This is a genomic window from Pseudomonas quasicaspiana, from assembly GCF_021147825.1.
Lineage (GTDB): Bacteria > Pseudomonadota > Gammaproteobacteria > Pseudomonadales > Pseudomonadaceae > Aquipseudomonas > Aquipseudomonas quasicaspiana.
The window spans coordinates 17695-31138 of record NZ_JAGTPI010000025.1 but is presented as its reverse complement, the minus strand read 5'-3'; the positions used below and the strand labels follow the sequence as shown (position 1 = coordinate 31138).

Annotated in this window: 12 protein-coding genes; 10 read left to right on the top strand and 2 right to left on the bottom strand. The window is 59.3% G+C overall.

What is annotated here, in order from left to right; translation table 11 throughout:
* The first annotated feature begins 21 nt into the window (after positions 1-21).
* From KDX30_RS15950 to KDX30_RS15935, 4 genes are all read left to right on the top strand, one after another.
* The gene (locus KDX30_RS15950; protein WP_231676870.1) at positions 22-549 is read left to right on the top strand and encodes a TRAP transporter small permease; all 528 of its coding nucleotides are present in this window, start codon (positions 22-24) and stop codon (positions 547-549) included.
* Positions 550-1830 carry a TRAP transporter large permease gene (locus tag KDX30_RS15945; protein WP_027900137.1) on the top strand — a complete coding sequence of 427 codons (1281 nt, stop codon included), beginning with the start codon at positions 550-552 and terminating at the stop codon, positions 1828-1830. It begins immediately after the preceding gene.
* 324 nt (positions 1831-2154) lie between these two features.
* A complete protein-coding gene (locus KDX30_RS15940) occupies positions 2155-3069 on the top strand; it encodes an EamA family transporter (RefSeq protein WP_231676869.1) in 915 nt (304 codons plus the stop codon).
* A gap of 31 nt (positions 3070-3100) precedes the next feature.
* On the top strand, positions 3101-3970 hold the full coding sequence (locus KDX30_RS15935) for an aldose 1-epimerase (RefSeq protein ID WP_231676868.1): 870 nt from the start codon (positions 3101-3103) through the stop codon (positions 3968-3970).
* A gap of 148 nt (positions 3971-4118) precedes the next feature.
* On the opposite strand, the gene KDX30_RS15930 is transcribed toward KDX30_RS15935, so the two are convergent.
* Positions 4119-4832, bottom strand: a complete 714-nt coding sequence (locus KDX30_RS15930; RefSeq protein ID WP_231676867.1) for a cupin domain-containing protein — start codon at positions 4830-4832, stop codon at positions 4119-4121.
* 15 nt (positions 4833-4847) lie between these two features.
* Complete coding sequence (locus tag KDX30_RS15925) at positions 4848-5711, bottom strand: GNAT family N-acetyltransferase (RefSeq protein WP_231676866.1); 864 nt, start codon at positions 5709-5711, stop codon at positions 4848-4850.
* A 207-nt stretch (positions 5712-5918) separates the two neighbouring features.
* On the opposite strand from KDX30_RS15925, the gene KDX30_RS15920 reads away from it, so the two are divergent.
* The 6 genes from KDX30_RS15920 (at position 5919) to KDX30_RS15895 (ending at position 13444) form a co-directional block, all read left to right on the top strand.
* Positions 5919-7391 (top strand): aldehyde dehydrogenase family protein, encoded by a 1473-nt coding sequence (locus tag KDX30_RS15920; protein ID WP_231676865.1) that lies wholly within the window; start codon positions 5919-5921, stop codon positions 7389-7391.
* Positions 7392-7857: 466 nt separating this feature from the next.
* Positions 7858-8526, top strand: coding sequence for a haloacid dehalogenase type II (locus tag KDX30_RS15915; RefSeq protein ID WP_231676864.1), 669 nt, complete (start codon positions 7858-7860; stop codon positions 8524-8526).
* A 48-nt stretch (positions 8527-8574) separates the two neighbouring features.
* Positions 8575-9849 carry an NAD(P)/FAD-dependent oxidoreductase gene (locus KDX30_RS15910; RefSeq protein ID WP_231676863.1) on the top strand — a complete coding sequence of 425 codons (1275 nt, stop codon included), beginning with the start codon at positions 8575-8577 and terminating at the stop codon, positions 9847-9849.
* Positions 9850-9943: 94 nt separating this feature from the next.
* Positions 9944-11581, top strand: a complete 1638-nt coding sequence (locus tag KDX30_RS15905; RefSeq protein WP_231676862.1) for an ABC transporter substrate-binding protein — start codon at positions 9944-9946, stop codon at positions 11579-11581.
* A 34-nt stretch (positions 11582-11615) separates the two neighbouring features.
* Complete coding sequence (locus KDX30_RS15900; RefSeq protein WP_231676861.1) at positions 11616-12572, top strand: ABC transporter permease; 957 nt, start codon at positions 11616-11618, stop codon at positions 12570-12572.
* Complete coding sequence (locus KDX30_RS15895; protein WP_122706587.1) at positions 12569-13444, top strand: ABC transporter permease; 876 nt, start codon at positions 12569-12571, stop codon at positions 13442-13444. The genes KDX30_RS15900 and KDX30_RS15895 overlap by 4 nt, the downstream gene beginning before the upstream one ends.

The window sequence follows — 13444 nt, the reverse complement described above, 5'->3', positions numbered from 1 at the left end:
CCGCCGCAGTGGTGAGCCTCCATGAAAAATACGCTGCTACGTCTCAACGATGTTCTTTATCGGGTCTGCATCGGAATCGCCGGTATGTCGATTCTGATCATGACGCTGATTATTCCATGGGGCATTTTTGCCCGTTATGTCCTGGGCAGCGGCTCCAGTTGGCCAGAACCCACTGCCATCCTGTTGATGGTTGTGTTCACTTTCTTCGGAGCTGCAGCCAGCTACCGTGCCGGGGCACACATGGCCGTCTCGATGGCCGTCGATCGTATGCCCGCTCAGGTGCGCAAAATAGCTGCGGTGGTGGTGCAGGTTCTGATGGCCACCGTTGCCCTGTTCATGATCATCAAAGGCTTCAAGCTTTGCGGTACGACCTGGAATCAGTACGTCGGGGAGTTGCCCTTCCTGCGCGTTGGCATCTCCTACCTGCCGATTCCGATTGGCGGCATCGTGACCCTGATTTTCGTCCTTGAGAGAATTTTTCTGGGCGACCAAAGCCACCGGGCTGTCATGCGGTTCGACGTGATTGAAGAAAGTGAAGGGGCCGCATAAATGGACGCTCTTATACTGTTAGGCAGCTTTATCGCGCTGATCCTGATCGGCATGCCGGTCGCTTACGCGCTGGGGCTTTCAGCGCTGATTGGCGCATGGTGGATTGAGATCCCTGCTGATGCACTGATGATTCAGATCGCAGGCGGCGTAAACAAATTCTCCCTGCTGGCGATCCCGTTCTTCGTCCTCGCGGGTGCGATCATGGCCGAAGGCGGAATGTCTCGAAGGCTCGTGGCGTTTGCTGCGGTACTGGTCGGTTTCGTACGCGGCGGCCTGTCGCTGGTGAACATCGTTGCATCGACCTTCTTCGGCGCTATCTCCGGCTCCTCGGTCGCAGACACCGCCTCGGTAGGTTCGGTACTGATTCCGGAAATGGAACGCGCAGGTTATCCCCGTGACTACTCCACGGCCGTGACGGTCAGCGGCTCGGTTCAGGCCTTGCTGACACCGCCGAGCCACAACTCGGTGCTGTACTCGCTGGCGGCGGGCGGCACGGTCTCCATTGCTTCGCTGTTCATGGCCGGTATCGGTCCGGGTCTGCTGCTCAGCGCGGTGATGATGGGCCTGTGCATGATCTTCGCCCGCAAGCGCAACTACCCGAAAGGTGAAGTGATCCCGTTGCGCCAGGCGATCAAAATCGCCGGTGAAGCACTCTGGGGTCTGATGGCCATGGTCATCATCCTCGGCGGTATCCTGTCGGGTATTTTCACGGCGACCGAGTCGGCGGCGATTGCCGTGGTCTGGTCGTTCTTCGTCACCATGTTCATCTACCGCGACTACAAATGGCGTGACCTGCCCAAGCTGATGCACCGGGCGGCGCGTACCATTTCCATCGTGATGATCCTGATCGGTTTCGCCGCCAGCTTCGGCTACATCCTGACGCTGATGGAAATACCGATGAAGATCACCACAGCGTTCCTGACGCTGTCGGATAACCGTTACGTGATCCTGATGTGTATCAACGTCATGTTGTTGCTGCTGGGCACGGTGATGGACATGGCGCCGTTGATCCTGATCCTGACGCCAATCCTGCTGCCCGTGATCGTCGGTGTGGGCGTAGACCCTGTGCACTTCGGCATGATCATGCTGGTGAATCTGGGTATCGGCTTGATTACACCGCCGGTTGGCGCGGTGCTGTTCGTGGGTGCTGCGGTGGGTAAAGTCACCATCGAAGCCACCGTGAAAGCCCTGCTGCCGTTCTACGTAGCATTGTTCCTGGTGCTGATGCTGGTGACCTACATCCCTGCAATCTCCCTGTGGTTGCCGAGTGTGGTGTTGTAAGAAACACCGATGATCCAGGGTTGGAACGATGATTTGTGGGAGCCGCCCCGGTGTCCCTGACACCACGCTGTCGCGCAGCAAACACGGACCCTGTAGGAGTGAGCTTGCTCGCGATTCGGCCTGTCAGTCGATGAATATATTGCCTGTACTGGAGCTATCGCGAGCAAGCTCACTCCTACAGTAAAAAGCATTCCAAATCAGATAGTTATATTTTTTTTGATAGGAGCGAGGCTTGCCCGCGATAAGGTACACACCGATCGCGAGCAAGCTCAGCTCCCACCGTTGCCTGGATTCGCGCCCCCCAGCCAAGGAGGCTGGTTGCTCATGTCTGCTCCTGCTTTGTTTCCCCGCCACATCGCTGTATTGCTCCTCGCCCTTCTCGCCTGTGCTTTTGCAGGCAATCACATCGCCGCGCGTATCGCCTTTGACCATGACACCGGCCTGCTGCTGGCGATTCTGTGTCGCTCGGGCGTGACCTTGCTGGTCCTTACTGGCCTGGTGCTCTGGCAGCGGGAACGCCCGAACCTGACCGCCAGAACGTGGCGCTGGCAATTGCTGCTGGGCGTGCTGATCGCAGCACAAAGTTTCTGCATCTACTCGGCTGTCGCTCGCATTCCAGTCGCGCTGGCGTTGCTGATCGCCAACGTGGCTCCCATCCTGTTGGTCTTGCTCACATGGGCGTTAGGCGGCGCAAGGCCGACCGCTCGTGCCGCGTTGCTGATGGGTTTTATTCTGATTGGTCTGGTCTTTGCGCTGGACGTACCAGAGCGCCTGTCCAGCCAGCACAGTACCGAAGCTCAGTGGCTCGAAGGCATTGCCTTCGGCTTTGGCGCTGCCGGGGTTTTCGCCTGTGCGCTGTGGATAACCGACCATAAACTCTCGTCCTTACGCGGCACCGTACGCAGCATGCTGACCATGTTGATTGTGTTCAGCGCCGCTGCATTGGCGGGTTTCAGCGGCGTGCTGCCTGGAGGTGTTTCATTGCCATCCACCGCCACCGGCTGGACAGCACTGGCCTGTCTGGTCACGCTTTATGGCGTTGGGTTTTCCCTGCTGTTCATTTGCGTCAACCGTCTGGACATGGCCCGCAACGCGCCGGTGATGAACATCGAACCGGTGGCGAGTCTGTTGTTTGGCTGGTTAATCCTTGATCAATTGCTCAGCGGCGGCCAGATCATTGGCGGCCTGATCGTGGTCACCGGTATTGTGCTGCTGACCTGGCGGCGTAAAACGGCTTGAGCCCTCATCTGTACTCATACGGCGAATCATCATGCTCCCGGCAATCCTGACGCTTGAAGATGGCATCACCCGACTGACGCTCGCCCCGCAAACCGGCGGCAGCATTGTTAACTGGAATGTGATCGCCAGCGGCCAACCGCTACTGCGCCCCAGCAATTACGAAGCACTGGGTGCCGGGACTGCACGGAAGCTGGCCTGCTATCCGCTGGCACCGTGGTCCAACCGGATCAGCAACGGAGGATTTGAAAGTCCCGATGGCTGGCTCGCGCTTGAGCCCAACAGCCCCAACGACGCGTTGCCGATTCATGGCAGTGCCTGGCAGCAGCCATGGGAAGTGATTGAGCAAAGTGCGCAACATGCCTGCCTGCAACTGAACAGCAGCATCCCTTTTGCTTATCGCGCGCAACTGCACTTCAGCCTGCTGGACGGCACGCTGAGCATCATGCTGCAGGTGACCCACCTGGACGCGCGGGCCGCCTGGCACGGGCTGGGCTTGCATCCTTATCTGCCACGCACCGCCAACACCCGGTTACGGGCCACGGCGTCACAGGTCTGGCTGACCGATGAAACCGGGCTGCCTACTGAACTGGAAAATATACCGGCCGCATGGAACTTCAATGCGTTGAACAGCCTGCCGCAAACTCGTCTGGATAACGGTTTTACCGAATGGGATGGCAGTGCCCTGATCAGCCAGCCGGACCTGGGTTATGAGCTTGAATGCCGGGCGACGGGCAGTGAGTTCTTTCTGGTGTTCTGCCCGCCCGGGCTGGATTTTTTCTGCTTCGAGCCGGTCAGCCACCCGGTGAATGCCCACCATTTGCCGGGGCATCCAGGGTTGCGGCTGTTGCGACAGGGAGAGTCGGCTGAGCTGGGTTTCAGCCTGAGTTACCGCGCGCTGTAACAATTTCATTCAGGCGGATCGCAAATCCCTGTGGGAGCCGGGCTTGCCCGCGATATAGGCGACGCGGTTTCATGGCTATAACGCGTTATCGTTCTTCGCGGGCAAGCCTCGCTCCAACAGGGAAACGTATTCCAAACGATACGGCCAATCAAACCACCACGTAGTACTTGCGCACATACACCATGCTTTCCCATGCGCAGCTCGCGCCTAGCGGAACAAACACGGTGTCGCCGGTGTTCACGATCAGCGCTTCGCCGTCTACACCGGTGAGCGTCACCTGACCTTCGATCAGATGCATCAACTCATGCACTTTGTGCGGTCGGCCGCCACGGGCATAAGGTGTCGAGTCCCAGACGCCGATGCGCAGGGGGCTGTTCGAGGCTTCATAGGCGTTGTGTGAGCGGCACTGAGGCGTCGGGCCAATCAGGATGCTGGCCTCGGGGGCTGCCGAAGGTGCCAGTGGAACTCGCTTGTCGATCCAGGTCAGCGCCGGTTGCGTCGATGGCGCGGAGTCACTGATTGCGCAAAAAACCCAAAGGCTGCCATCTGCCGCATCAACCTGACAGGCGACTCCCTGCTCCACTACAACGCTTTCGCCGGGGCCGACTTCGAGGGTTTCACCGTTAACGTGCAGGCTGACACACCCGCGGTGGACAACCAACATTTCCGTGAATGGATACGATTGACTGCTACGTACGCCACTGGCGCTGACCAATCCGGCACTTACGCCATCATCAGCGACATAAGCGATATCACGCACGTCGGCAAACGGATCGCCAGCGCTCAAAGCACCGCGCTTCAACGGTGCATCGGTTTGACTGCCGTCAGCGCGGACCAACAACAAAGCTTTTAGCTGTGACATTAAACACTCTCCGGATTAGCCAACGGCCTGGGTGACGAGGGCAAACTGTGCGACGCCAGCAGTGGCCTGCGGAGCCTTGCCTTTAGCCATTTGTGTGACGCTGTCGACAGCTTTAAGACCTGCAGCATCCAGCCAGTCTGCCAAGCCGCTATTCGTAGGAATATCGATACGCACAAAGGAATACGGCACTCGCGACAGCAACTGACTGATCAGGTACCTGGCCTGCTCTACGTTTTGAGCGATCACCGGGCCGATGCACAGGCCGCGACCAAAAGGGCGCAATAGAGCAAACGCCTGTAATTGCCCATTGCGCTCGATAGCTGCCGAGTGTTCTACGCTCGGCAGCAGGTCCTTGAGGACCGCAGTGCGATCAAGCCCGCTGCCCGCGTTGGCCAACTCGAACAGGCGCTTGTAATCCGCCTGGCCCACTGAGCGGCAGCTTTCGCTGAACGCGAGCGCGGGCGCTGACGGTGCTTCGGCTGGAGCCTGACCCTGACGTTGTTCGACGCTGCCGAAATCAACAAATCCCAAACTGGCGTACAGCGGGGCTCCGGCCAGGGTCGCGTTGAGAACAGGAATACGAGGTGTGGCGGCCTCAATCGCCAGGTTCATCAGTTGACGACCAATCCCCTTGCCCTGATATTCGTCGCTGACGATCACCAGACCAATGGTTGAGAAATCCCCCTGATGGCAAGTGAATGCACTGCCGATCACCCGCCCCTTGCCTTCCGCAACGAAACCCTCGCTAACGCGTTGCAGCATCGCCCAGTCCTCACGACGATGCGGCCATTTCAACTGCACTGAAAGTTGGTGTGCAGCATCCACATCGGCCGCAGTCATAGGGCGATAGGAACATGAAGAACGTTGCGAGTCAGCCATGAAAAGCTCTCCGGTCAAAGGGGCACTAATGCCTGTATCCCATCTGCTTACCGCTCATGGCAAGAGCTCCGGAACGATTCGGCAGATTGCACAAAGCGCGCTGCCGTTTACCACAGTTACTGCTTAAATCGACACTAAGGTCGGCAGCAAATGCTTGGGCTTTTTTCCTAGGATGGACGTCTCGCTTTTTATCGGCTGGAGTCCTTCATGGATAGCTTCGATCCTCGTCAAATTTCTGTTCGCAGCGCGCACTTCATCGGCGGTCATTATCGCGATGCCCAGTCAGGCATGGACGTCTCACGCCCCTCCGACGGACAGGTCTACGCCGGGCTGCCGATTGCTGACGCGGACATGGTGGACGAAGCGGTCAGCAATGCCTGGCAGGCGTTCAAGCACAGTGACTGGGCCAGCCGCCCGCCGCGCGAGCGAGCCCGGGTCATGCGTCGTTGGGCCGACTTGATTGAAGCCGATGGCGCGATCCTGGGGCCGCTGGAAGCAGTCGGTTCGACACGGCCCCACAAAGACGTGCTCGCCTGGGACATTCCTTATGTCGCCGAAGGGATTCGTTTTTTCGCAGAGCTGGCAGACAAGCATGGCGGCGAAGTGGCGGCGACTCAAAGCGACCGGCTGGGCATGCAGATCGCCGAGCCTTACGGCGTGATTGCCGCCATTGCACCGTGGAACTTCCCGCTGAGTATGGGCCACTGGAAAGTCGCCCCGGCGCTGGCAGCGGGTAACGCCGTAGTACTCAAACCTTCGGAACTGACGCCATTTTCCAGCCTGCGCTTTGCCGAGTTGGCCGTGCAGGCCGGGCTCCCTGCCGGGATGTTCAACGTGGTTCAGGGTGACGGACGCACCACAGGCGACGCGCTGTGTCGTCATCCGCGCATCTCGAAAGTAACCTTCACCGGTTCGACGGCCACAGGCTCCAGCATCATGTCCACTTGCGCACTGGTCGGTCCCAAACCCGTGACACTGGAGCTGGGCGGTAAAAGCCCGCAACTGGTGTTTGCTGACGTGCCTGATCTGGCCAAAACCGCACGCACCGTTGCGCTAGCCATTACCGGTAATGCCGGACAGGTGTGTGTTTCGGGTTCACGACTGTTGATAGAACGCTCGATCATGGCGCCGTTCATTGAGCATCTTCAGGGCTACTTCGCTTCTTTGCGCCCCGGCCCGACCTGGTCACCCGACGCAACGCTGCCGCCGATCATCTCCCATTTACAGGCCAGCCGCATCGACAACATCGTCCAGCGTGCGCGCCAGGCCGGAGCCGAAGTGCTGGCCGGTGGCAGGCTGTTCGAAGGCATGGGCGGCGCTTATTACCAACCGACATTGCTGACCGCAGTGGACAGCCAAAGCCCGGCAGTCTGCGAAGAGATTTTCGGCCCAGTGCTGACCATTCAGCCATTCGACACCGAAGAACAGGCGCTGCAACTGGCCGAACACGACACCTATGGTCTGTGCGCAGGCGTGCATACGGCTGACCTGAATCGCGCGCTACGACTGATTCGCAAGCTGGAAGTCGGCACCGTCTGGGTCAACCGCTACGGGCGCAGCAACGATTACATCCTGCCAACCGGGGGCTATAAACGCTCCGGCATTGGCAAGGACCTGGGACGTGAAGCGTTTGAAGCCAATCTGCGCTTTAAAAGCGTGTTGATCGATATCGCGGAGTAACAGCAATACGATTTCTGTGGGAGCCGGGCTTGCCCGCGATAAGGCTGGACGCGATAGTCCTGATATTTGCATCGGCCTTATCGCGGGCAAGCCCGGCTCCCACAGGAACTACGCAATTTCAGGACTATGTCTACAACACAACGGGAGCAGCTTTCTGGCTGCTCCCGTTTTTTATTGGCTTGACGCAGTTTGTGCTGCGCTGGCACAGCATCTGTTCGGCTTCAGCACCATAAGTGCTCATAAAGGCACATAAACACGAGGCCCGCACAAGGCTGGAGCGCTCCGCAAAGTGTGCTGAGGGCAACCCCTAAAACGGCGTTTTCTATCAAGCAGCCGACGCTTTTAACGTCATCTGCTGATTTCACGGTGTTGTAATGAAGGTGTGGTGCAGCGTTGCATCACGCGCTTTGAATCCGAAGCACAGAGATGCCTCGCCCAGACTTAACGAACTTCAGGACCGCACTCAATGAGCTTTCTTCGTCCCAAATTCATTACGTTCGATTGCTACGGTACGTTGACCAACTTCCACATGGGCGCCATGACCCGCGAAATCTTCGCGGACCGTGTCCCCGCTGAACGCATGGAAGAGTTCGTCAAGGATTTCTCCGCCTATCGCCTGGATCAAGTCATGGGCGACTGGGTGCCTTACGACGAAATCATCAAGACTGCGCTGGAACGTACCTGTAAACGTTGGGGTATCGAATACCGCCAGGAAGGCCAGCTTTACTACGAAGCGGTTCCAACATGGGGTCCGCACGCCGACGTTCCGGCAGGTCTGGCAAAAATTGCCGACAAGATCCCTCTGGTGATTTTCTCCAACGCCAGCGACAGCCAGATCATGTCCAACGTGAACATGCTCGGCGCGCCGTTCCACAAAGTCTTCACCGCTGAACAGGCTCAGGCCTACAAGCCTCGCCTCCGTGCGTTCGAGTTCATGCTCGACAACCTCGGCTGCGGCCCGCAGGACGTGCTGCACGTTTCCTCGAGCTTCCGTTACGACCTGTTCCCGGCGCATGACATGAAGATCAAGAACCGCGCATTCGTTGCCCGGGGCCATGACGTGCCTGCCAACGAGTCCTACGGCTATCACACCCTCAAGGACATCGGCGGCTTGCCTGCGCTGGTCGGCCTGTAATCCGCATTGCCCACGGTTTCCGGTAACGCCACAGGTAAGGACAGCACCATGCGAAGTGAATCCTACTGGCTTGATACCGCACCGGCATTTGCCGGGGCGCAGACCGGCGCGGTAGAGGGCCAGGTGGATGTCGCCATTGTCGGGGGCGGCTTTACCGGCCTCTCGGCAGCCCGCGCCCTGGCGATGAAAGGCGCAAGCGTAGCGGTCCTGGAAGCTGACCGGGTGATCGGCGAAGCGTCCGGGCGTAACGGTGGCCAGTGCAATACCGGCGTGGCTCAGGATTATTCAGCGCTGACCGCCAGTCTGGGCGCCGACCAGGCCCGCGCGTATTACCTGGCTTACGAAAGCGCTGTAAAGAGTGTCGTCGCGGTGGTTGAGCAGGAGCAGATTGCATGTGACATGACCCGTAACGGCAAGCTGAAACTGGCCGCCAAACCGATGCACTTCGACGGCATGGCCCGCACCTGCGAGCTGATCCGTCGGGAAGTGGACGCGGACGTCGAGCTTCTGTCCGCGCAAGAAACCCGTGCCGAAGTGGACTCGGCTGAATTCCACGGCGGCTTGTTACAGCGCAACGGCGTGCAGATGCATGTCGGGCGCTTTGGTGTCGGGCTGGCCGATGCTGCCGTGCGTCACGGCGCACAGGTTTTCCAGAACGCCGCAGTAAAAAGCTGGAAAGCCAACGCTTCAGGCTATCTGCTCAACACGGCCAAGGGCTCTATTCAGGCCAAACAGATCCTGCTGGCGACCGGTGCTTGCCAGCATGGCGGTCCCGGCTGGTATCGACGGCGCATCGTGCCGGTGGGCAGCTTTGTGATTGTGACCGAGGTGCTGCCGCAGACTTTGATCGATCAATTGTTGCCGCAGCATCGCGCCTACGTCACCAGCCGCATGATCGGCAATTACTTCCGCCTGACGCCGGACAACCGTTTGCTGTTTGGCGGCCGGGCGCGCTTTGCCATGTCCAACGCAACCTCCGACGCCAAGAGCGGCAAGGTATTGCGTGCCGCCATGGTGCAAATGTTCCCGCAACTGGCCAGCGCCAAAGTGGATTACTGCTGGGGCGGTCTGGTGGACATGACCTCCGACCGCTTGCCCCGTGCGGGTGAACATGAAGGCGTTTTTTACTCCATGGGCTACAGCGGCCACGGCGTACAGATGTCCGTCCACATGGGCCAGGTCATGGCCGACGTCATGGATGGCAATCCGCAAGCCAACCCGTGGCGCGAGCTTGACTGGCCAGCCGTTCCAGGACATTTCGGCACCCCGTGGTTCCTGCCGTTGGTGGGCGCGTGGTATCGATTTCAGGATGCCCGGCACTAGATTTTGCGCTTCACCGTCGTTGTGTGCGTTTCAAGGACGCTCGGGTCAACCGCGAGCAACTCATGCATTCCCTTAATCGACAGGTAGAACTGATATGGCTGACAACAAAGACGATTCCCCATTGATCTCAGGCCAGGATAGCCTGCGCGTATTCGAAGGGCTCAATCGCGGTCTTTCACGTCGTGATGCATTACGTATGCTGGGCGTTGCTGGCGTCGTCGCCAGCGGTGCGACGAGTCTGTTCGGTGCCGCGGGCAAAGTCTTCGCCGACGAAGCGGCAGCGCCTGGCAAAGGCAAACCCGGTGGGCGTATTCGTGTAGCAGGCATGTCCAGTTCTACCGCCGACACCCTCGACCCCGCCAAAGGCGCACTGTCCACCGACTATGTTCGGCACTTCATGTTCTATAACGGCCTGACCCGCTTCGACTCCCATCTGGTGCCGCAGATGGAGCTGGCCGAGCGCATCGAAAGCGACGACGCCACCCTGTGGACCGTGACACTGCGCAAGGACGTTACGTTTCACAACGGCAAACCGCTGACACCTGCCGACGTGGTCTTCTCGCTGAACCGCCATAAAGACCCGCTGACCGGTTCAAAGGTCATGCCGTTGATGGCTCAGGTCAGTGAAGTCAAAGCCAGCGGTCCGAACGAAGTACAAATCCGCCTCAGCGCCGCCAACGCCGAGCTGCCGTCGATTCTGGCGGTATCGCACTTGTTGATCGTTCCGGAAGGCACCACCGACTTCAATCAGGGCATCGGCACCGGACCGTTCAAGGTCAAGGAGTTCAACCCGGGCGTGCGCTCGATCAGCGTGCGCAACCCGAACTACTGGAAGCCGGGCCTGCCCTATCTGGACGAAATCGAATTCATCGCGATTGGCGACGAGCCTTCACGGGTCAACGCGCTGCTGTCCGGCGACGTGCACCTGATCAACGAGGTCAACCCACGCTCTACCGCGCGCATCACTGCCAGTGCCAAGCACAGCGTGTTCGATGCCCCCTCGGGCAACTACACAGACTTGATCATCCGTCAGGACCAGATGCCGGGGCAGAACCCGGACTTCACCCTGGCGATGAAGTACCTGCTGGACCGCGAACAGGTCAAATCGGCAGTGTTCCGGGGCTACGCCCGCGTGGGTAATGACACGCCAATTTCTCCAGGGTCGCGCTACTTCAACGCTGATTTGCCGCAGCGCATGTACGACCCGGAAAAAGCCCGCTTCCACCTGAAAAAAGCCGGTATGGAAAAAATCACCATGGCTGTGGCGGCATCACCTGCGGCTACCGGCTCAGTGGACATTGCAGTGCTGCTGCAACAGTCCGCCAAGGAGGCAGGCCTGACCCTCAACGTCAACCGTCTGCCCAGTGACGGCTACTGGTCCAACCACTGGATGAAGCACCCGCTGAGTTTCGGCAACATCAACCCACGGCCGAACGCCGACGTGATCTTCTCGCAATTCTTCCAGTCCACTGCGCCCTGGAACGAATCGGCCTGGAAGAACGAGCAGTTCGACCAGTTGCTGATGCTGGCACGCGGTGAAACCGACGAAGCCAAGCGCGCCAAGATGTATGGCGACATGCAGACGCTGGTTCATGACCACTGCGGGATCGGCATACCGGTGTTCATCAGTAATATCGACGGTGTCGACAAGCGCATCAAAGGCTACGGCAGTAACCCGCTCGGCGGCTTCATGGGCTACATGTTCAGCGAGCAGATCTGGCTGGATGCTTGATTGCGGGTAGTTTCCCCTTTGCCGGAGCAATGCCATGAATAGCAACACACTCTGGTTGATCGGCAAGCGCTTCGGCGCTGCGATCCTGACCTTGCTGATCGTTTCCATGGTGGTCTTCGCCATTACGGCGGTGCTACCCGGCGACGCCGCTCAAGCAGCCCTCGGGCAATTCGCGACGCCTGAACAGGTCGCGGCATTGCGGATAAAAATGGGCCTGGATCAACCGGGTGTGGTGCGCTATCTGAGCTGGTTGATGAACCTGCTCAGTGGCAATTTTGGCGAGTCGGCGTCCAACGCCATGCCGGTTGCCGAACTGGTTGGCAGCCGCTTCCCCAACACTTTGATGCTGGCCGGGGCCACCGCGCTGGTTTCAGTCCCGGTGGCATTGGTGCTGGGCATCGGTTCGGCCATGGGCCGTGGCGGCCGACTGGACAGCGCATTGAGTTTCATCACGCTGGCGCTGGTCGCGGTACCGGAGTTTCTGGTGGCGACCCTCGCGGTGCTGATTTTCGCGGTTAACCTGGGCTGGCTGTCGGCGTTGTCCTATGCCAGCGATACCCACTCCCCTCTGGAATTCATCCGCACTTATGCACTGCCGGTGATGACCCTGTGCTGCGTGATTGTTGCGCAAATGGCACGCATGACCCGCGCGGCCGTCATTGATCAACTGGACAGCCCGTACGTGGAAATGGCCCGCCTGAAAGGCGTCAGCCCGGTGCGCATCGTATTGCGCCACGCGTTACTCAATGCCATCGGTCCCATTGCCAATGCCATCGCATTGAGCCTGTCGTACCTGCTTGGCGGTGTGGTGATCGTCGAGACCATCTTCAACTACCCGGGTGTCGCCAGCTTGATGGTCGACGCCGTGACCAACCGGGACATGGCCCTGGTTCAAGCCTGCACCATGTTGTTCTGCTCAGCGTATCTAGGCCTGGTGCTGATTGCCGACCTGTGCGCCATCCTTTCCAACCCGAGGCTGAGAACCCAATGAATAACCTCATTGTAAAATCGACGCCACCCGGTGCTGATCTGTCATTGGGCAAGGTCGCGCACAGCACATCATGGCTGGGTCTGGCGGGTGCATTCGTGTGCATCTTCTGGCTATTGGTGGCGCTGTTAGGGCCATGGCTAGCACCTCACCCGGTCGGTGAAGTGGTGTCCAACAACGTATTCGACAGCATGAGCGGCATGTACCCCTTTGGCACCGATTATCTGGGCCGCGACATGCTCAGCCGGGTGCTGGCCGGATCGCGCTTCACTGTCGGTCTGGCGCTGATTTCCGCTGTGCTGGCGAGCGGTCTGGGCACCAGCCTGGCGCTGCTTGCCGTGGTCGTACCGAAATGGCTGGATGAAGTGATCAGCCGCCTGATGGACGCTTTTATCTCGATCCCCAGCAAGATGCTGGCGCTGATCATGGTCTCCGCGTTTGGCTCATCGGTCACGCTGCTGATCACTACCGCAGTGCTGAGCTTTGCTCCCGGCGCATTCCGGATCGCTCGTAGTCTGGCGGTCAACATCGAAGCGCTGGAGTACGTGCAAGTCGCCCGCACCCGCGGCGAGCGCCGCTTGTACATCGCCTGTGTGGAAATCCTGCCCAACATGCTCAATCCGGTGCTGACCGATCTGGGCTTGCGCTTCGGTTTCATCGTGCTGCTGCTCAGTGGCATGAGCTTTCTCGGCCTTGGCGTGCAACCGCCCGACGCCGACCTGGGTTCGCTGGTTCGGGAAAATATCGGCGGTTTGAATCAAGGCGCGCCTGCCATCGTGATTCCGGCGCTGGCCATCGGCACCCTGACGATCGGAGTGAATCTGTTCATCGACAGGCTCTCGTCACGGCGCAGCCGACGTTCCGGGGGGCATTGA

What these genes read in the sequence shown, in the direction of transcription:
- KDX30_RS15925 (WP_231676866.1), bottom strand. Translation starts at nt 5,711, where the DNA reads ATGGCTGACTCGCAACGTTCTTCATGTTCCTATCGCCCTATGACTGCG.
- KDX30_RS15950 (WP_231676870.1), top strand. Translation starts at nt 22, where the DNA reads ATGAAAAATACGCTGCTACGTCTCAACGATGTTCTTTATCGGGTCTGC.
- KDX30_RS15940 (WP_231676869.1), top strand. Translation starts at nt 2,155, where the DNA reads ATGTCTGCTCCTGCTTTGTTTCCCCGCCACATCGCTGTATTGCTCCTC.
- KDX30_RS15900 (WP_231676861.1), top strand. Translation starts at nt 11,616, where the DNA reads ATGAATAGCAACACACTCTGGTTGATCGGCAAGCGCTTCGGCGCTGCG.
- KDX30_RS15910 (WP_231676863.1), top strand. Translation starts at nt 8,575, where the DNA reads ATGCGAAGTGAATCCTACTGGCTTGATACCGCACCGGCATTTGCCGGG.
- KDX30_RS15895 (WP_122706587.1), top strand. Translation starts at nt 12,569, where the DNA reads ATGAATAACCTCATTGTAAAATCGACGCCACCCGGTGCTGATCTGTCA.
- KDX30_RS15915 (WP_231676864.1), top strand. Translation starts at nt 7,858, where the DNA reads ATGAGCTTTCTTCGTCCCAAATTCATTACGTTCGATTGCTACGGTACG.
- KDX30_RS15930 (WP_231676867.1), bottom strand. Translation starts at nt 4,832, where the DNA reads ATGTCACAGCTAAAAGCTTTGTTGTTGGTCCGCGCTGACGGCAGTCAA.
- KDX30_RS15945 (WP_027900137.1), top strand. Translation starts at nt 550, where the DNA reads ATGGACGCTCTTATACTGTTAGGCAGCTTTATCGCGCTGATCCTGATC.
- KDX30_RS15920 (WP_231676865.1), top strand. Translation starts at nt 5,919, where the DNA reads ATGGATAGCTTCGATCCTCGTCAAATTTCTGTTCGCAGCGCGCACTTC.
- KDX30_RS15935 (WP_231676868.1), top strand. Translation starts at nt 3,101, where the DNA reads ATGCTCCCGGCAATCCTGACGCTTGAAGATGGCATCACCCGACTGACG.
- KDX30_RS15905 (WP_231676862.1), top strand. Translation starts at nt 9,944, where the DNA reads ATGGCTGACAACAAAGACGATTCCCCATTGATCTCAGGCCAGGATAGC.